Genomic DNA, 17,003 nt, shown 5'->3' on the forward strand with positions numbered 1-17,003 from the left:
TTCCGTCTCCCGACGATGGGGCAGCGGCTCCCGATCGTAGCGCCCAACCTGTCTGCGGCGCTATGAATCCGTGCCCGCCCGATAGGTGGCCCATAAGGCAGACATTAAAGGGAGCGCGAGGGCGATGGCCCTCGCATCTTGTTTTCTTCCCTTTCCTACCTTCCCAAAAAAGCACATATTAACCATCTGCCTGCTTGCTGAGAGAGGAGATGGCCAATGCATCGCATGGTACTTCTGGCAGCTTTAAGCGCCCTGCCCGCTGTGGCCCAAGCCGCCGAACGCCCGCTACCTCCACCGCCCGCTCCAATGACGGCGGCCTATTTGCGACCCTTCGCTCCGGACCAGAGAATCAACTGGCTGAACGAATGCCGCAACCGCCTGACTCGCGGCGCGCAGCCTGATTTCACCGCCATCGATCAAGGGTGCCAAGCATGGCTGCACTATTACGAATCCGGCGGCGCGCCTGATCCGACCTATGGTTACGCCGTGCCGATGCAAACGAGCGGCGGCATGGAATGCATCCCCTGCCCGCCCCCGGCCAGACCGCATCCGCGACCGCGCCGGGTGGTGCATGACAAGCGCATCAAACTCTGATCAGATTCCGCCGCCGGTCAGGCGCTGGCAGACCAGATCCAGCTGATCCAACGTGCGATAACGGATTGTCACCGTTCCCGAACGCGGATCGGTGTCGGCGGTGATCTTCACCGACAGGCCAAGGAAATCTTCAAGGTGAGCCTGTACGGCAGCAATATCCGCATTGTCCGCAGCCTCGCCTGAATCGCGCGCGCGCCGCGGAGCGGCAGGGGTTTCCCCCTTGTTGCGACGGCGGATCAGGCCCTCCACATCGCGCACGGAGAGGCCCTTATCCACGGCCTGAGTCGCCAGCGCGGTGGCATCCTCGGCGCCGATCAGGGCGCGGGCGTGGCCCATGGAGAGATCACCCTTCTCCACCAGCAGGATCACCGGATCGGGCAGACTCAGCAGGCGCTGGATGTTGGCGACATGGCTGCGGCTCTTATCGACCATGCGGGCGATATCGGCCTGAGTCATACTCTCATGCTCGGCGAGGCGCTGATAGGCGCGCGCTTCTTCGATGGGGTTAAGGTCTTCGCGCTGCAGGTTCTCGATCAGCGCCAGAGCCATCACTTCGCGCTCGGTCAGCGTGCGGACCAATGCCGGAATTTCATGTACCTGCGCGCGCTGCGAGGCACGCCAGCGGCGCTCACCGGCAACAAGCTGATAACGCCCATCACTCAGCGGGCGCACGATCACCGGCTGAATCACACCGCGCGCGGCGATCGAGGCAGCCAGTTCGTCCAGCGCGGCATCGTCGAAATGGCGACGTGGCTGGTCCGGATGCGGCTCGATGGACGAAACTGGTAGCATGGCCATGCCACCCTCGACGCGGGTGGCTTGCTGGCTTTCCACGTGAACGGGCAGATTACCGCTGCTGCCGGAATTGGCCTGCACCAGCGGTTCCTCGCGCCGCGTCTCACCGAGCAGCGCCTGAAGGCCGCGCCCCAGCGCCGGCACCTTGCGGCGCGGTGCAACGGGGGCTTCAGGGGTCGGGGCGGGCGCGGTATCCTCGCTCATGCGGCTTTCCTTTGTTCTGGCAGGCGGGCAATCAATTCGCGGGCGAGCGCCATATAGGCTTTGCTGCCCGCGCAATGCTGGTCATAAATGAGGGCCGGAAGGCCGTGGCTGGGCGCTTCGGAAAGGCGCACGTTGCGCGGAATCGCGGTGTCGAACACCAGATTGCCCAGCACCTGGCGCACATCGGCGGAGACCTGATCGGTCAGGCGGTTCCGGCGGTCAAACATCGTCAGCGCAACGCCGATGATGCCGAGGTCAGCGTTGAAACGCTGTTGCACGCGCTCCACCGTCTGGAGCAACTGGCTCAGACCTTCCAGCGCGAAGAACTCGCATTGCAGCGGCACCAGCAACGTATCGGCGGCGGTCAGCGCATTGAGAGTCAGCAGGCCCAGCGAAGGCGGGCAGTCGATAAAGCAGATGTCATAGCCGCCCGCAGCCGCCACCGCATCGAGTGACAGCGCATGGCGCAGCCGGTCGGTGCGGTGATCCACCGCCACCAGCTCCACCTCGGCGCCAGACAGATCGACCGTGGCAGGCACGATATCCAGCCCCGGGATACGGGTCTGCATGATGCAGTCGTTGAGGTTCGCCTCGCCCATCAGCAGATCGTAGGAAGACCATTCGCGATCTTCACGCGCCACGCCGGTGCCGGTCGAGGCATTGCCCTGAGGGTCGAGATCGACCAGCAGAGTCTTCCATCCGGTGGCGGCGAGCGCCGTGGCCATATTGATGGCGGTGGTGGTCTTGCCCACCCCGCCCTTCTGGTTGGCAATGGCAACGCGGATCATCGGTTCATCCTCGTCTGTGGCGTGGAGCGCCATGGGTATCTGAATCGGCGGATAGGCCGGTCGGTCTTTACGCACGTTTGGATTTGGCGCGCTTTTTCCCGTCCGTGGGCCCCTCAAGGCGCCCCATGATGATCCCAGCCTCGCCATCGGTGATCGATGGTTCCACGTGGAACATATGCCGCCATCCGGTCAGCTCCGCCAATTCTTGCCCTGCCGACCGCCCTTTGGGCAACAGCCATGTGGTCGCCTTTGTGGAAAACCGGGCAGATAGTTCAAGGAGGCGCGGCAATGGTGCAAAGGCGCGGGCCGAAATCACCGATACGGCTTGGCTCTCCACCAGTTCCAGACGACTGCCGATAACCTTGGCCGCCTTCAGATCCAGATCGTCACAGACGCGCTGAAGCCAATCGACGCGACGTGCCCGTGATTCAACCATCCACACAGCCATCTCGGGACGCATCAGCGCGATGACAAGACCCGGGAAACCGGCCCCCGTTCCCATGTCCAGCCACGGTCCCGATGTTTCACGTGAAACATCGGGCCAAGCGACATGGGTAAGAAGCTGGGCTGAATCGACGATATGGCGGCGCCAGACTTCGGCCAGCGATCCGCTCGACACCAGATTCTGATGCTCGTTTTCCTCTTTCAGCATCGCCACAAGACGTTCCGCCCGCGCCTTTGCGGCGCTATCGAAACCGGGCAATTGCTCCAGCCATGCGAGGGCTGCCGCCTCATCAGCGATCATGCCGAAAGCCTCCGCGCATGGACCAGTAGGGCTGCGAGCGCGGCAGGCGTAATCCCCGGCACGCGGCCCGCCGCAGCGAGCGTGGTAGGGCGGGCCTTGCCAAGCCGCTCGACCATTTCACGGGAGAGGCCGGGCGTGTCGGCATAGGGGAAATTCTCTGGCAGAGCCAAACCATCATGCGCGCGCATGTCCTTCAATTCACGATCCTGCCGTTCCAGATAGGGAGCATAGGCGGCGTCCTCCGCCACCTCCGCCGCCAGATCGGCATCGTCTCCCAGACCATCTTCGATCCAGGGTTCCAGCGTGTCGAGAGTCACGCCACCAAAACGGAGCCATTCGCGCAAAGGCAGACGGCCGACATCCTCACGAACGGGCACGCCGCTGCGCGCCAGTTCAGCGCTGGTCACAAGGTGATCGAGCTTGGCCGAAAAAGCCTCGCGATCCGCCTCGCGCTTTTCATACCAGGCGCGGCGTTCCTCACCGATGCAACCGGCCGCCAGCGCCAGAGGCGTCAGGCGAGTCACCGCATTGTTGGCACGCAATCTCAGGCGATATTCAGCGCGTGCCGTCAGCATGCGATAGGGTTCGGAGACGCCCTGCAGAGTCAGATCGTCCACCATCACCGCCATATAGGCATTGGCGCGGTCCAACGGCGCAGGCGCCCTGCCCAGCACAGCAGCCGCAGCATGCATGCCCGCGATCAAACCCTGCGCGGCGGCTTCCTCATAACCGGTGGTGCCGTTGATTTGCCCGGCGCAATAGAGGCCGGGCATCGCCCTCACCTCAAGGCTGGGATAGAGCGCGCGCGGATCGATATGGTCATACTCGACCGCATAGCCGGGCACCGCCATCTCAACCTCTTCCAACCCTTCCATGGTGCGCAGCATCGCGAGCTGCACATCGGCGGGCAAGGAGGTGGACACCCCATTGGGGTAGACCAGCGGCGTATCGAGACCTTCGGGTTCGAGGAAAATCTGATGGCCGTCACGGTCGGCGAAGCGGTGAATCTTGTCCTCGATGCTCGGGCAATAGCGCGGGCCGGTGGCTCCGATCGCGCCGCTGAACAAAGGCGAGCGATGGAGGTTGGTGCGGATCACATCATGCGTTGCGGGATTGGTGCGGGTGATGGCGCAGAAGACCTGCGGATTCACCCGCGCCTTTTCCATGGGCGACATGCACCACTGGATCGTTTCGGAAAGCTGTGATTCCAGACGCGCCCAATCGATGCTGCGGCCATCAAGGCGCGGCGGCGTCCCCGTCTTCAGCCGCGCCATCGGCAAAGCGGCATCACGAATCTGCGCCGCCAGTCGCTGTGCCGAAGCCTCGCCGATGCGGCCGCCGACCATGCGCTCTTCGCCCCGAAACAGCGTGCCGCCAAGGAAGGTGCCGGTGCAGAGGATCACCGCCGAAGCGTTGATTGTGGAACCATCGGCCAGCTGCAGACCGGTGACTTTGCCGCCCTGCTGAATCAGCGCAGCCGCCTCGCCCTGCACCAGAGCCAGATCGCCCTGGTGAGCCAACAGCTTTTGCACCGCCGCCTTGAAGCGCTTGCGGTCGGCCTGCACGCGCGGGCCTTGCACGGCGCTGCCCTTGCTGCGGTTGAGCATGCGGTAATGGATCGCGCCCGCATCGGCGGCGCGGGCGATGATGCCGTCAAAGGCATCGACCTCGCGCACCAGATGGCCCTTGCCCAGACCGCCGATGGCCGGGTTGCAGCTCATGGCGCCAATGGCGTCGAGATCGAAACTGACCAGCGCCACCTTCGCGCCCATGCGCGCGGCAACGGCAGCGGCCTCGACCCCTGCATGGCCTCCGCCGATCACAACCACATCGAAATTCTGCATGGGCCCGCCCTACATGAGGGCGAGGCTCAGGTCAAAAGGCGTGTTTCACGTGGAACATCATTTGCCGATGCAGAAGCGACCGAACAGCGTATCGAGCATATCCTCCGTGGTGGCGCGGCCCAGCAAGCGGTCAAGCGAGACGCGGGCAACGCGCAGTCCTTCGCCCACCAACAGTGGATCATCCTGCCGCGCCTCGGCTTCCCGAAGCGCTGACACCACCGCGGCAAGCGCTGTATGCTGGCGTTGATTCAGTGCCGCTTCGCCTGGGCGAGGAAGCGCTGCTCTCGCATGAGACACCAGATCGCGACGCAAATCATCCACACCCTCGCCGCTCTTTGCCGAGACCCGATGACGGGGATGACTCTTGGCCTGATGATCGATGCGATCGATCTGGGCTTCGATGTCCCACAGGCGCTCTTCGGCATCCGGCTCCTGCCCTTCTTCGCCCAGCCACAGAATCAGGTCGGCCTGATCGACAATCGCCCGCGCCCGCTCGATGCCAATGGCTTCCACCACATCATCGGTTTCATCGCGCAGACCTGCTGTGTCGAAGAAGCGGAAAGGCACGCCCTGAATCGCCACGGGATGGGTCAGCACATCGCGCGTCGTTCCGGCGATGGGTGCGGTGATGGCGGCCTCGCTTTCCACCAGCGCGTTGAACAGAGTCGACTTGCCGGCGTTCGGCGGCCCGGCGATCACCACGCGAAACCCCTCGCGCAAAGCCTCGGCGCGCGGACGATCCAACCATTGCGCGATGGTGAAACGCAGATCGGCCACCCTCAACGATACATCCGCAGGCAGGCCACCGACATCATCCTCATCGGCAAAATCCAGCGCGGCCTCGACCAGCGCCGAAAGCGATAACACCTCCTGCCGCCAGCCATCCACCAAAGCCGACAAGGCACCGCCTGCCGAAGCCATAGCGCTCTGCCGATGCAGTTCGGTTTCGGCAGCGAGCAGATCAGCCAGACCCTCGGCCTCGGCCAGATCGATGCGACCATTCGTGAAAGCGCGGCGGGTAAACTCACCCGGTTCGGCCTTGCGCAGACCGGGCAACTGACTCAGCGCATGCTCCACCGCTGCGATCACCGCGCGGCCGCCATGGCAATGCAGTTCGGCCAGATCCTCACCGGTCGCCGTCTTCGGTCCAGGGAACCACAGCAGCAGCGCATGGTCCAGCACCTGGCCCTCGCCATCGCGCAGCGCTCCATAGCTGGCGCGGCGCGGCGCGGGCAGCCTTCCGGCCAAAGTCCGCAAGGCCTCCCCCGCCTGAGGGCCGCTGATCCTGATCACGGCAATCGCCGCTGGAGCCGCCCCGCTGGAGGGCGCGAAAATCGTATCCTGCATCCGCAGGCGTTTATCAGCCCTTGGGCTTGCCCGCCATGCCCACGCCCGCCTCGATCAGCTGCTGGAACATCTTCAGCCCCATCTGGCCCATCGGCGCGAATTGCTTGGTATATTCGGCCAGCTGCTCCAGACTGCCGCCGCCGCCCTGCATCGCCTTGATCACGGCATCGATATACATCTCGTTGGCGCGCGTCACATCGGGCAGACCCAGAAAGCGCCGTGCCTCTTCCGGGCTGCAATCAATCTCAAGATTGAGCTTCATAAGGCCTCTCCCTAAACTGCCCTGAACTGTTCAACACAGCTGACACAGCCCGAGCCGACTGTCCATTCATCTGTCCTTCATTCGTAACAATCGGCCCCTCCACGGAGTTCCCCATGACAACCAACACACTTATCCCCAGCCTTGACCACACGGGCGAGATTCCCGCCTATGTCGCAAAGCCCGAAGGCGCCCCGCGCGGCACGGTGATCGTGGTGCCCGAGATCTTCGGCGTGAACCCCGGCATCGTTTCGAAGGCCGACGACTGGGCGAACAAAGGCTATGTCGCCATCGCTCCCGACGTGTTCTGGCGTCAGGAAGCGGGCGTGGAGCTGGACCACGATGTGCCCGAGGAGATGACTCGCGCCCTGTCCATGATGAGCGCCCACGACTTTCCCGCCGGTGTGGACGATATCCGCGCGCTGATCGCATGGGCGCGTGCTCAGAATCCGGAGGTGAAAGTAGGTCTGGTGGGGTTCTGCATGGGCGGTCTGGTGGCGTATCAGGCGGCAGCGCGGACCGAGATCGACGCTGCTGTCGGCTATTACGGCGTGGGTCTCGATCAGCTGCTGGGCGAGGCCAAGAACATCAGAGGGCAGCTGCTGCTCCATATCCCCACCGCCGATGCCTTCACCTCGCCCGAGCAGCAGAAGGCGATTCACGCCGGGCTGGATTCGGTGCCGAATGTGACTCTGTATGATTATGAGGGGCTTGGTCACGGTTTCGCGGAAACCAAAGGGAGCCGTCGCGATGAGGCTGGAGCCGTGTTGGCCGATGCGCGAACGGTTGAGTTTATTGCGAAGTTTGTGGGGTAAGAAGGAAGGATAAGATGCGAGGGCCATCGCCCTCGCGCTCCCGTTAATGTCTGCGTTGCGCTTCGGGTTCGGCCTTGCGCCCAGATGGCCGCGCCGCAGGCTTTCAGCCGATAGAAAGTGCCGAGATCTCCTGCCTGCGGCGCCTTTTGTCGCGCTGGTGGAGAGTTTAGGCACAAGGGTCGAGCGCCAGTGCGCTTTCGTCGGAAGTCGTTATGGGAGCGGAGGGCCCGGAGCATTCCTCTTGAGGAATGTGACCAACCAAAGATTCTCCCCTCTCATCTTCCTTCTTCACGCCCTGAATCAAAAAAGGGGCAGGATTTCTCCCGCCCCTTTCCTGAATCTGAGACCTGATGAATCTTACTGATTCATCGTCGCGAAGAAATCTTCGTTGGTCTTGGAATCCTTCATCTTGTCGAGCAGGAACTCCATCGCATCGACGGTGCCCATCTGCATGAGGATGCGGCGCAGCACCCACATCTTGGAGAGGTTGCCCTTCTCCACCAGCAGTTCTTCCTTGCGGGTGCCGCTCTTGCCCACGTCCAGCGCGGGGAAGATGCGCTTGTCGGCCACCTTGCGGTCCAGCACGATTTCGCTGTTGCCGGTGCCCTTGAACTCTTCGAAGATCACTTCGTCCATGCGGCTGCCGGTGTCGATCAGCGCGGTGGCGATGATCGAGAGCGAGCCGCCTTCCTCGATGTTACGCGCGGCGCCGAAGAAGCGCTTGGGGCGCTGCAGGGCGTTGGCGTCCACACCGCCGGTCAGCACCTTGCCCGACGAAGGCACCACGGTGTTGTAGGCGCGGCCAAGGCGGGTGATCGAGTCCAGCAGGATGACCACGTCGCGCTTGTGCTCGACCAGGCGCTTGGCCTTTTCGATCACCATTTCGGCAACCTGCACGTGGCGCGTCGCGGGCTCGTCAAAGGTGGAGGAGATGACCTCGCCCTTCACGCTGCGCTGCATGTCGGTGACTTCCTCGGGGCGCTCATCGACCAGCAGCACCAGCAGGAACACCTCGGGATGGTTGTCGGTGATGGCCTTGGCCATGTTCTGCAGCAGCACGGTCTTACCCGTGCGCGGCGGCGCCACGATCAGCGCGCGCTGGCCCTTGCCCTGCGGCGAGATCAGGTCGATCACGCGCGCCGACTTGTCCTTGACCGTCGGGTCCAGCGTATCCAGCTTCAGGCGGTTGTTCGGATAAAGCGGCGTGAGGTTGTCGAAGTTGACGCGGTGGCGCACGGCCTCCGGGCTGTCAAAGTTCACCGCGACCAGCTTGGTGATCGCGAAATATCGTTCGCCATCCTTGGGAGCGCGAACCTCGCCCTCGACCGTATCGCCCGTGCGCAGGCCCCATTTGCGAACCTGATTGGGCGACACGTAAATATCATCCGGACCGGCGAGATAGTTCGCCTCGGGGCTGCGCAGGAAGCCGAAGCCATCCGGCAGCACCTCGATGGTGCCGATGCCGAGGATCTCTTCGCCATCCTCGGCCAGTTCCTTCAGGATCGCAAACATCAGGTCCTGACGGCGCAGTGTGCTGGCGCTCTCGACGCCCAGTTCCTCAGCCATTTCGACCAGCTCGGCCGAAGTTTTTTTCTTCAATTCTTTCAAATGCATAAATAATTTCCGCAAGGAGGTTTTCGGCCGGCGGGTCCATCGGGCCTGGAGAAGGCGGACCTTTTGCACGCTATGCTCGCGCGCAAACCATTGCCGGTGAGGGCTTAGCGCATATTCTTTTCGCGCTTGGCCGTCAACGGAATGGCGGTGGGTGGAAGGGATTTGAAGGGAGATTGAAAAGAGAAATGCGAGGGCCATCGCCCTCGCGCTCCCTTTAATGTCTGCGTTGCGCCAAGGGCTCAGCCGCAGAGCAACGTCGCCGCGCCGCAGGCAGGGCATGATAGCTCAGCGTCAAAGAGTTAAAGCCTGCGGCGCCAGCAGATGGAGAGCCAAGGCGCAACGATGCGGTGCTCCTGCCCTATCGCCGGAAGACGTCATGGGAGCACGAGGGGTAACCCCCTCGCATCTTCCTACTTCAAAATCTTAAAACGGCCGCACAATCACCAAAATCACGATAATCGCCGCAGCCACTCCCGGCACCTCGTTGAGCAAACGCAGAGTCTTCCCCGGCAGCTTGCGGTCGCCCTTGGCCAGACCCTTGGCATAGCCCGCCAACCACACGTGATAGCCCGTCAGCACCAGCACCATCGCCAGCTTGGCGTGGAACCAGCCTTGCGAGAAGGCGCCCACCGTATGGGCCAGCAGCAGCCCGAAGACCCACACGGCCACCAGCGAGGGCCACATGATGATCTTGAGCAGCTTGCTCTCGCGGTCGATCCAGCGGCGCTCTTCCTCGGTGCCGGGCAGGTTTTCCTGATGGTAGACGAAATAGCGCGGCAGCATGAAAAGCCCCGCCATCCAGAAGATGACGAAGATGATATGGCCGGCCTTAAGCCAGGCGTAGGTCATCGAGAGTATCCAATCCATACAGGCCTATATAGGTTATCGGTGCCAGTTGCGCACCACCTGAAGCAACTGTTCGACGTGCGCAAGGGGCGTCGTCTGGCCGATGCCATGGCCCAGGTTGAAGACATGGGGGCGGTCGGCAAAGGCCTCCAGCACCTCGATGGTGCGCTTTTCCAGCTGTTCGCCGCCTGAAAGCAGCAGCAGTGGGTCGAGATTGCCTTGCACCGGCATGCCTGCGGGAAGTTCGCGCGCGGCCCAGAGCGGGTCGATGGTTTCATCCACGCCCACGGCATTCACGCCGGTTTCGCGCGCATAAGCCGCCAGCTTCTCGCCGGAACCCTTTGGGAAGCCGATCACGGGCACATCGGGGTGCAGCGCCTGAATTCGCGCGGCAATTGCGGCGTTGGGGGCAATCACCCAGCGCTCGTATTCACGCGGGGCCAGACTGCCTGCCCAACTGTCGAACAGCTGCACCGCCTCGGCGCCGGCTTTGATCTGGCCATCGAGATACTCAACGGTCACCTCGATGATGGCATCGATGATCGCCTGGAAGGCCTCAGGATCGCGGTAAGCATAGGCGCGGGTCTCATGCTGGTCCCTGCTGCCCTCGCCATTCACCATGTACGTAGCGACCGTCCAGGGGCTTCCTGCAAAGCCCAGCATAGTCACCTCTTCCTTCAGCGAGGCTCTGACCAGACGCACCGTCTCGTAGATGGGCAGCAGACGGTCTGGAACCCCCTGCAAAGCCTGCAAGCTGTGATCCACAAGCCGGGGTGAGAGATGAGGCCCTTCGCCCGCGAGAAACGCCAGATCCTGACCCATCGCATAAGGCACGATCAGAATGTCCGAAAACAGGATCGCGCCATCGAAGCCGAAACGGCGCAGAGGCTGCAAGGTGATCTCCGCTGCTGCCTCGCTGTCATAGACCAGCGGCAGGAACCCGCCCTTCTCCGCGCGAAGCGCGCGATATTCAGGAAGATAACGCCCGGCTTGCCGCATCAGCCAGATGGGACGGCGAGAGAGGTTCTCTCCTTTGAGGGTGGCGAGCAAAGGACCGGGCATTGTGAGTCATTCCTGATCAAAGAGGATTCATGAAAGGATGATGAAGGTTGTTGGGCCTGTGGATAGCGGGAATTACGGGCATCTGCCTGAATTATGCCGGGCTGAACAGAGCAAAGCGATCTGCGACTCCGTGACTCCGATCGTCAAGGAATCCTTATGCGCACTATCCCCAGCCTGTGGGTAACACTGCCCACATGTGCGCAGGGCCCGGATTGAGTCCGGGTTAGCGGGGGTGGACTCTATCCCCCATTTTGTCGGTTCTCCTGTCCTGCCGTTTATGCCAAGGGATATCCACAAGGGCTGATGGCCCGCATTCGTTTCTCCCCAGCACTTTGGCTTGTTGTTTATGAACCGCCTGCATCTGCATCTCCTCTCGGATTCTACTGGCGAAACGCTGGAAATGATCGCCAAGGCGGCGCTCGCCCAGTTTGAGGATGTGGAGGTCAACCGCCATTTCTGGCCGATGGTGCGCAGCCAAGCGCATCTCGACCGGGTGATGGGCGATATCGCGGCCAATCCGGGGCTGGTGCTCTATACAATGGTCAGCCACGACATCCGCCGCATGCTGGAGGACCGTTGCCTGGCGATGAGCCTGCCCGCCGTGCCGGTGCTGGATTCCGTCACTGATGCGCTGGGCAATATGCTGGGGCAGCAGGCGAAGGGGCGCCCGGGCAAGCAGCATATTCTGGACGCGGCCTATTTCGCCCGCGTGGATGCGATTCACTTTTCCATCGCTCATGACGATGGCCTCAACTGGGAAAACTGGGAAGAGGCCGATATCGTGCTGGCGGGTGTCTCGCGCAGTTCGAAAACGCCGACCAGCATTTATCTGGCCAACCGCGGCTATAAGGTGGCGAATATCCCCATCGTGGTGGAAAGCCCGCCGCCCGCGCTGCTCTTCGGCCTGCGATCGCCTTTGGTTGTGGGGCTGACGACCGCGCCGGAACGTCTGGTTCAGGTGCGCCGCAACCGCCTGCTCTCGATGAATCAGCAGGCCGAGACTTCCTATGTGGATGTGGAAAGGGTGAAGACCGAGCTGCTCTACGCCCGTCGCATGTTTGCCGACAATGGTTGGCCGGTGATCGACGTCACCCGCCGCTCGATTGAGGAAACCGCCGCCGCGATCATTTCGCTGCTCAAGGATCGCAGTGCCCAGACCGTGGGCGCACAGGCCGGAAACCGCCCGATATGATTGATACTGTTCCTCTGGTGCTGGCGTCGAAAAGCGCTTCACGCCGCGCCATGCTGACCGCTGCTGGCGTGCCTTACACGATTCAGCCTGCCGACGTGGATGAGCGCGCGCTTGAATCCGCGCTGGCCGATGCAGCGCCTGCCGAAGTGGCGCTGGCTCTGGCCGAGGCCAAGGCTCTGGCCGTCTCCGAAAGCGAGCGCGATGCTTTGGTGCTGGGCAGTGACTCGCTGGTGGTGGTCGAGGGCCGCCGCTTCGACAAACCCACCAGCCGTGAGAATGCTGCTGATCATCTGCGCTTCTTCTCGGGCAAGGTGATGGAACTGCATTCCGGCGCGGCTTTGGCTCGTGCGGGGCAGATTGTGTGGGCCCATGGCGAAGTGGCCAAGCTGCATGTGCGCCTGCTGGATGAGGCTTTCATCACCCAGTATCTCGACGCCGAATGGCCCGAAGTGGCCGGATGTGTCGGTGTATTCCGTGTGGAAGGGCTGGGGATAAACCTGTTTGAATCTGTGGAAGGCAGCCATTTCACGGTGCTGGGTATGCCTTTGCTGCCAGTGCTGGGAGCCTTGCGGACTCAAAGGGTTATCGCATGACTCTCCCCTACGCAGAGGTGATCGGAGACCCCATCGCCCAGTCCAAATCGCCAATTATCCACAAGCACTGGCTGAGCGCGCTGGGTCTGCAGGGCGATTACCGCCACGCCCATGTCACCGCACAGGCCCTGCCCGCCTATATCGCGGCCCGCCGCCAGGATGAAAACTGGCGCGGCTGCAACGTCACCATGCCGCATAAGCAGACCGTGATGCCCCTGCTCGATGCGCTGGACCCGCTGGCCGAACAGGTTGGCGCGGTGAACACGGTGGTGCGCGGCAAGGATGGCCGGCTGACTGGTTACAACACCGATGCTCGCGGGAGCTTTGAGCCCCTGCTGCCGTATCTTGTTGATCTCCCGCGCCGGATTGTGTTGCTGGGCAATGGCGGCGCTGCACGGGCGATCCTGGCTGCTTTGACAGGCGCCGGGCAATCCGTAACCTTGGCTGCCCGTAACACCGAAAAGGCGCGTGCGCTGGCCGATGAGCTGGCGCCTGACGCGGCGGTTACCGATCTGGCGCGTTTCGCGCAGCCGGGGGTGGGTGATGTCGATCTCCTGATCAATGCCAGCCCGCTCGGCATGGTTGGCAATCCTCCTCTCGCCTTCGATCTTACCCATCTTTCCGAGCAGGCGGTGGTCTTCGACATCGTCACCGCGCCGCTGGAAACGCGCTTGCTGCAAGCGGCCTGCGCGGCTGGATTGGTGACCATCGACGGCCTAGCCATGCTGATCGAGCAGGCCGTGATGGCCTTCGCCCTTTTCTTCGGCGAGCTTCCTCCACGCGACGATGGCGATGCCGCCTTGCGCGCTTTGCTGACGGCATGAGCCGCCCTTTCGTCCTCGGGCTGACGGGCTCGATCGGCATGGGCAAATCGGCGGTGGCATCGATGATGGAGGAGATCGGCGTGCCGGTCTTCGACGCCGATGCGCAGGTCCGCCTGATGCAGGGCCCGGATGGCGTGTTGCTGCCCGCCATCGAGGCGGCCTTCCCCGGCACCACCGGCCCCGATGGCGTAGACCGCGCGAAGCTGGGCGCGGCGGTTTTCGGCGACGATGCGGCGCTGGCCAGACTCGAGGCCATCGTCCATCCCGCCGTCGCCAAGGCACGTGTGCGTTTCCTCAAAGATCACGCCGCCGCGCCACTGGTGGTCTATGATATTCCGCTGCTCTTCGAAAAAACGGGCCAGGCGGGAGTCGATGCCGTTGCGGTCGTTTCCGCCCCTGCCGAAGCGCAGCGCGAACGCGTGCTGGCCCGCCCCGGCATGACCGCGGAAAAATTCGCGCAAATCCTCGCCCGGCAGATGCCCGATGCGGAAAAACGCTCTCTTGCCAATCATATCATCGACACCGGCACGAGCCTTGCGGAGACCCGCGCGCAGGTCGTGGCGCTGATCGAACGGCTGAGCCCAACACGATAATAAAAGCGTCACAACCCCTTGTAAGCGGGCCTCGGCAGGACGATAGTCGAGGGAATGAGAGAGATTGTTTTCGACACTGAAACCACCGGACTCGACCCCAAAACAGGGGACAGACTCGTGGAAATCGGCTGTGTGGAAATGGTCAACCGGGTGCAGACCGGCGTCACATTTCACCAATATTTCAACCCTCAGCGCGATATGCCCGCCGAGGCCGAGAGGGTTCACGGCCTTTCCGAAGCCTTCCTTGCGGACAAGCCCCTGTTCAAGGATGAGGCGCAGGCCTTCCTCGACTTTATCGGCGACTCGCCGATGGTCGCGCATAACGCCGGATTCGACTTCGGATTCATCAACAATGAGCTGACGATGGTGGGTCTGCCCATCGTCGATGCCAGCCGTATGGTCGATACGGTGCGCATCGCGCGCGCCAGGCATCCCGGCGCGAAAAACTCGCTCGATGCGCTCTGCACGCGCTACGGCATCGATCGCAGCCACCGCACCAAGCATGGCGCGCTGCTCGACGCCGAGCTGCTGGCGCAGGTCTATGTCGAACTGCTGGGTGGCCGCCAGATCGGTCTGGAACTTGCCGCCGAGCAGGGACTTGTTGAATCCACCATCGTGGAAACCACTGTGAACACGCGGGAAAGGGTTTCGCGCCCCGCCCGCCCTCACCATGCCAGCGAAGCGGAATTGGCCGCTCACGCGAAGTTTTTGGAGTCGATCAAAACACCGCTTTGGCTTTCAGACTAAGAACGAATTCCCAACAACAGAACAGGAGTCAGGACCATGGACATTCGCGTTTCCGGCCATCAGATGGAAACCGGCGAAGCGCTGCGGGTCCACGTCGAGGACCGGCTGAACACCATCACGGACAAGCACTTCAACAAGGCGCTGTCTTCCGTGGTGACCTTCGGCAAGGCGCCCGGCGGTTCGTTCCGATGCGATATCGTGACTCATGTGCGCCAGGGACTCATCCTGAAAGGCGCCGGCATCGCCCATGATGCGCATCAGAGCCTGGATGCGGCCGCCATCAAGATCGAAACCCAGCTGCGCCGCTACAAGAAGCGCCTGAACGATCGCCATGAGCAGGCCAGCCATGCCGTGCAGGCGCAGGAAGCGGCCTACACCATCTTCGAGGAACCCATCCATGAAGAGGGCGAAGAGGTCACCGCCGAGGCTCCTCTGGTCATCGCCGAGCTGCGCGTGGACGTGCCCGAAGCGACGGTTTCTGATGCGGTGATGATGCTGGATCTGCGCAACACCAATGCCTTGCTGTTCAAAAATGCTGGCACCGGCAAGCATAATATGGTCTATCGACGGGGTGATGGCTCGATCGGCTGGGTCGAACCGTCGTAACAGACGAAACGCGTCGCTGCCCTGTCGGCTGCGGCGGGGTTAGTGGCCTTTCATGGAAGGGCGCGCGTCTGGTTGTGGCGAGTACCCAGCTTTAACGAGTACTCGGCATGACCTGATGCGCGATCTTCCGTGTTTTACGCGGGATAGCATGCATGCCAAACGCCTTTGCGTGTTCCAGCGAAACAAGCTATCGCCCCGCCCGACCCGACCAATCGGCGACGGGCATGATAAGGCAAGTTGAAGATTGGCGATGACAGCGCTGTTCACGCTCATGCCGGAGGCGGTCGGCACCATTTCGGCTGACAGCAAATCCGCCATCATCGAGCATCTCTCCGGGCGTTTCGCCAGCGTTTACGCGCTGGACGAGGCCGAAGTTCGCGACCGTATCGAGGAGCGCGAAAAGCTGGGCAGCACCGGCTTCGGGCGCGGTGTGGCCATTCCCCATGCGCGCATGCCCGATCTGGGCCGCCCGGTGGCAGTGGTGCTGCGGCTGGAATCGCCGGTGGCCTTCGAATCCGCCGACGATATGCCGGTGGACATCGTTTTCGGCCTGCTTTCGCCCGAACAGGCGGGGGCGGTGCATCTCCATGCGCTGGCGGCGATCAGCCGCATGATGCGCGACGACAAGATGCATGAGGCCCTGAACGACGCTCCCAGCGACGAGGCGCTCTATGCTCTCCTCGCCAACGTTCTCGACCGCGACGCGGCGTAAGATGAGCGTGGAGGATAAGGACGTGGACTCGGGGGCTGCGCTGCATTGGCGCGCGCTGGAGGGGCTTTACGCCTCTGCGCCGATCAATCAGCTGTTTTCCTCGCGGCTTGAGGTTGTCGGCGAAGGCCATGCCCGCATCCTCTTCGACATCGACCCCACCGTCTTCCATGCAGGCGGCGCGGCGCATGGCACGATCTATTTCAAGATGCTGGACGATGCGGCCTTTTACGCCGCCAACACGCTGGTCACCGACCGATTCCTGCTGACCACCTCCTTCAACCTGCTGTTTTCGCGCCCCGTGCGCGGCGGCAGGGTGACAGCGGAAGGGCGCTGGGTCAGCGGTCGCCGCCGCGTGCTGGTGGCCGAGGCGCGGCTGATCGACGAAGAGGGCGAAGAAGTCGGGCGCGGCACCGGCACCTTCATGCGCTCGCATATGGCGCTCTCCTCGCTGCCGGGTTACGGCGGATGAGCGAGACCCCTCGCCTGCCCGCTACCGTGGAGGTTTCGGCGCTGGTCAGGCAGGTGAATGCGCAAGGCGGTTTCGCCGCGGTGATCGCCAAGGGCGAGGCCGATGCAGGCACCATCCTGCTGCTGCTCTGTGAGAACGGTCAAGACCAGCGCGTTTATGAGCGCATGCCCATGGCCGATGGCACGCGGGGCTGGCATTGCGCCAAACGCCTTGATCCGGAAGACCCCCAACCTTTCCACGACTGGCTCGAACGCCGTCGCCAGCAGGATCGCGACTTGTGGATAGTTGAACTGGACATCCCGGCGGCGGAACGATTCATCGGATTGTCCGTTTAGGCGCGATTGACTCCGTAAA

General features: G+C 62.7%; 20 protein-coding genes. 11 read left to right on the top strand and 9 right to left on the bottom strand.

Annotation, left to right across the window (positions count from 1 at the left end; translation table 11 throughout):
* Positions 1-216: 216 nt before the first annotated feature.
* Positions 217-594 (top strand): hypothetical protein, encoded by a 378-nt coding sequence (locus SR3_RS24450; RefSeq protein WP_157099092.1) that lies wholly within the window; start codon positions 217-219, stop codon positions 592-594.
* Here the strand turns inward: SR3_RS24450 and SR3_RS24455 are convergent, their stop codons facing one another.
* From SR3_RS24455 to SR3_RS24480, 6 genes are all read right to left on the bottom strand, one after another.
* Complete coding sequence (locus SR3_RS24455) at positions 595-1,593, bottom strand: ParB/RepB/Spo0J family partition protein (RefSeq protein ID WP_068091899.1); 999 nt, start codon at positions 1,591-1,593, stop codon at positions 595-597.
* Positions 1,590-2,381 carry a ParA family protein gene (locus tag SR3_RS24460; RefSeq protein ID WP_068092001.1) on the bottom strand — a complete coding sequence of 264 codons (792 nt, stop codon included), beginning with the start codon at positions 2,379-2,381 and terminating at the stop codon, positions 1,590-1,592. The genes SR3_RS24455 and SR3_RS24460 overlap by 4 nt, the downstream gene beginning before the upstream one ends.
* A 67-nt stretch (positions 2,382-2,448) precedes the next feature.
* Positions 2,449-3,126 carry a 16S rRNA (guanine(527)-N(7))-methyltransferase RsmG gene (gene rsmG, locus SR3_RS24465; protein WP_068091901.1) on the bottom strand — a complete coding sequence of 226 codons (678 nt, stop codon included), beginning with the start codon at positions 3,124-3,126 and terminating at the stop codon, positions 2,449-2,451.
* Positions 3,123-4,970 (bottom strand): tRNA uridine-5-carboxymethylaminomethyl(34) synthesis enzyme MnmG, encoded by a 1,848-nt coding sequence (gene mnmG, locus SR3_RS24470; RefSeq protein ID WP_068091910.1) that lies wholly within the window; start codon positions 4,968-4,970, stop codon positions 3,123-3,125. The genes rsmG and mnmG overlap by 4 nt, the downstream gene beginning before the upstream one ends.
* A 57-nt stretch (positions 4,971-5,027) precedes the next feature.
* The gene (gene mnmE / locus SR3_RS24475) at positions 5,028-6,317 is read right to left on the bottom strand and encodes a tRNA uridine-5-carboxymethylaminomethyl(34) synthesis GTPase MnmE (RefSeq protein WP_068091913.1); all 1,290 of its coding nucleotides are present in this window, start codon (positions 6,315-6,317) and stop codon (positions 5,028-5,030) included.
* Between the two features lie 13 nt (positions 6,318-6,330).
* Positions 6,331-6,579 (bottom strand): DUF6489 family protein, encoded by a 249-nt coding sequence (locus SR3_RS24480; RefSeq protein ID WP_068091916.1) that lies wholly within the window; start codon positions 6,577-6,579, stop codon positions 6,331-6,333.
* Between the two features lie 113 nt (positions 6,580-6,692).
* On the opposite strand from SR3_RS24480, the gene SR3_RS24485 reads away from it, so the two are divergent.
* Positions 6,693-7,391 carry a dienelactone hydrolase family protein gene (locus tag SR3_RS24485; protein WP_068091917.1) on the top strand — a complete coding sequence of 233 codons (699 nt, stop codon included), beginning with the start codon at positions 6,693-6,695 and terminating at the stop codon, positions 7,389-7,391.
* Positions 7,392-7,748: 357 nt separating this feature from the next.
* Here SR3_RS24485 and rho read toward each other — a convergent pair whose 3' ends face one another.
* The 3 genes from rho to hemE form a co-directional block, all read right to left on the bottom strand.
* Positions 7,749-9,005, bottom strand: coding sequence for a transcription termination factor Rho (gene rho, locus SR3_RS24490; protein ID WP_068091921.1), 1,257 nt, complete (start codon positions 9,003-9,005; stop codon positions 7,749-7,751).
* Positions 9,006-9,428: 423 nt separating this feature from the next.
* Entirely contained in the window at positions 9,429-9,872 is a 444-nt protein-coding gene (locus SR3_RS24495) for a CopD family protein (protein WP_068091926.1), read from the bottom strand.
* 15 nt (positions 9,873-9,887) lie between these two features.
* A complete protein-coding gene (gene hemE, locus SR3_RS24500; protein WP_068091928.1) occupies positions 9,888-10,913 on the bottom strand; it encodes a uroporphyrinogen decarboxylase in 1,026 nt (341 codons plus the stop codon).
* A gap of 346 nt (positions 10,914-11,259) precedes the next feature.
* On the opposite strand from hemE, the gene SR3_RS24505 reads away from it, so the two are divergent.
* The 9 genes from SR3_RS24505 to SR3_RS24545 all read left to right on the top strand — a co-directional run bounded on the left by SR3_RS24505 (position 11,260) and on the right by SR3_RS24545 (position 16,984).
* Entirely contained in the window at positions 11,260-12,105 is an 846-nt protein-coding gene (locus SR3_RS24505) for a pyruvate, water dikinase regulatory protein (protein WP_068091930.1), read from the top strand.
* The gene (locus tag SR3_RS24510) at positions 12,102-12,698 is read left to right on the top strand and encodes a Maf family protein (protein ID WP_068091933.1); all 597 of its coding nucleotides are present in this window, start codon (positions 12,102-12,104) and stop codon (positions 12,696-12,698) included. The genes SR3_RS24505 and SR3_RS24510 overlap by 4 nt, the downstream gene beginning before the upstream one ends.
* On the top strand, positions 12,695-13,522 hold the full coding sequence (gene aroE, locus SR3_RS24515) for a shikimate dehydrogenase (RefSeq protein ID WP_068091936.1): 828 nt from the start codon (positions 12,695-12,697) through the stop codon (positions 13,520-13,522). Before SR3_RS24510 ends, aroE begins: the two co-directional genes overlap by 4 nt.
* Complete coding sequence (gene coaE, locus SR3_RS24520) at positions 13,519-14,115, top strand: dephospho-CoA kinase (protein ID WP_068091938.1); 597 nt, start codon at positions 13,519-13,521, stop codon at positions 14,113-14,115. Before aroE ends, coaE begins: the two co-directional genes overlap by 4 nt.
* A gap of 54 nt (positions 14,116-14,169) precedes the next feature.
* Positions 14,170-14,862: a DNA polymerase III subunit epsilon gene (dnaQ, locus tag SR3_RS24525; RefSeq protein WP_068091941.1), complete on the top strand. Its 693-nt coding sequence runs from the start codon at positions 14,170-14,172 to the stop codon at positions 14,860-14,862.
* Positions 14,863-14,898: 36 nt separating this feature from the next.
* A complete protein-coding gene (gene hpf / locus SR3_RS24530; RefSeq protein ID WP_068091944.1) occupies positions 14,899-15,468 on the top strand; it encodes a ribosome hibernation-promoting factor, HPF/YfiA family in 570 nt (189 codons plus the stop codon).
* 250 nt (positions 15,469-15,718) lie between these two features.
* The gene (locus tag SR3_RS24535; protein WP_068091949.1) at positions 15,719-16,180 is read left to right on the top strand and encodes a PTS sugar transporter subunit IIA; all 462 of its coding nucleotides are present in this window, start codon (positions 15,719-15,721) and stop codon (positions 16,178-16,180) included.
* Between the two features lie 22 nt (positions 16,181-16,202).
* Positions 16,203-16,649 (top strand): PaaI family thioesterase, encoded by a 447-nt coding sequence (locus SR3_RS24540; RefSeq protein ID WP_245654085.1) that lies wholly within the window; start codon positions 16,203-16,205, stop codon positions 16,647-16,649.
* Positions 16,646-16,984, top strand: coding sequence for a DUF1491 family protein (locus SR3_RS24545; RefSeq protein WP_068091955.1), 339 nt, complete (start codon positions 16,646-16,648; stop codon positions 16,982-16,984). The genes SR3_RS24540 and SR3_RS24545 overlap by 4 nt, the downstream gene beginning before the upstream one ends.
* The last annotated feature ends 19 nt before the right edge of the window (positions 16,985-17,003 follow it).

It is taken from the genome of Novosphingobium rosa NBRC 15208, from assembly GCF_001598555.1.
Lineage (GTDB): Bacteria > Pseudomonadota > Alphaproteobacteria > Sphingomonadales > Sphingomonadaceae > Novosphingobium > Novosphingobium rosa.

Bases quoted from the DNA above. Each gene is read 5' to 3' on its own strand.
- mnmG (WP_068091910.1), bottom strand. From the start codon at position 4,970: ATGCAGAATTTCGATGTGGTTGTGATCGGCGGAGGCCATGCAGGGGTC.
- hpf (WP_068091944.1), top strand. From the start codon at position 14,899: ATGGACATTCGCGTTTCCGGCCATCAGATGGAAACCGGCGAAGCGCTG.
- rho (WP_068091921.1), bottom strand. From the start codon at position 9,005: ATGCATTTGAAAGAATTGAAGAAAAAAACTTCGGCCGAGCTGGTCGAA.
- SR3_RS24460 (WP_068092001.1), bottom strand. From the start codon at position 2,381: ATGATCCGCGTTGCCATTGCCAACCAGAAGGGCGGGGTGGGCAAGACC.
- SR3_RS24535 (WP_068091949.1), top strand. From the start codon at position 15,719: ATGACAGCGCTGTTCACGCTCATGCCGGAGGCGGTCGGCACCATTTCG.
- SR3_RS24495 (WP_068091926.1), bottom strand. From the start codon at position 9,872: ATGGATTGGATACTCTCGATGACCTACGCCTGGCTTAAGGCCGGCCAT.
- mnmE (WP_068091913.1), bottom strand. From the start codon at position 6,317: ATGCAGGATACGATTTTCGCGCCCTCCAGCGGGGCGGCTCCAGCGGCG.
- SR3_RS24545 (WP_068091955.1), top strand. From the start codon at position 16,646: ATGAGCGAGACCCCTCGCCTGCCCGCTACCGTGGAGGTTTCGGCGCTG.
- SR3_RS24510 (WP_068091933.1), top strand. From the start codon at position 12,102: ATGATTGATACTGTTCCTCTGGTGCTGGCGTCGAAAAGCGCTTCACGC.
- SR3_RS24480 (WP_068091916.1), bottom strand. From the start codon at position 6,579: ATGAAGCTCAATCTTGAGATTGATTGCAGCCCGGAAGAGGCACGGCGC.
- aroE (WP_068091936.1), top strand. From the start codon at position 12,695: ATGACTCTCCCCTACGCAGAGGTGATCGGAGACCCCATCGCCCAGTCC.
- SR3_RS24455 (WP_068091899.1), bottom strand. From the start codon at position 1,593: ATGAGCGAGGATACCGCGCCCGCCCCGACCCCTGAAGCCCCCGTTGCA.
- rsmG (WP_068091901.1), bottom strand. From the start codon at position 3,126: ATGATCGCTGATGAGGCGGCAGCCCTCGCATGGCTGGAGCAATTGCCC.
- SR3_RS24505 (WP_068091930.1), top strand. From the start codon at position 11,260: ATGAACCGCCTGCATCTGCATCTCCTCTCGGATTCTACTGGCGAAACG.
- coaE (WP_068091938.1), top strand. From the start codon at position 13,519: ATGAGCCGCCCTTTCGTCCTCGGGCTGACGGGCTCGATCGGCATGGGC.
- SR3_RS24450 (WP_157099092.1), top strand. From the start codon at position 217: ATGCATCGCATGGTACTTCTGGCAGCTTTAAGCGCCCTGCCCGCTGTG.
- hemE (WP_068091928.1), bottom strand. From the start codon at position 10,913: ATGCCCGGTCCTTTGCTCGCCACCCTCAAAGGAGAGAACCTCTCTCGC.
- SR3_RS24485 (WP_068091917.1), top strand. From the start codon at position 6,693: ATGACAACCAACACACTTATCCCCAGCCTTGACCACACGGGCGAGATT.
- dnaQ (WP_068091941.1), top strand. From the start codon at position 14,170: ATGAGAGAGATTGTTTTCGACACTGAAACCACCGGACTCGACCCCAAA.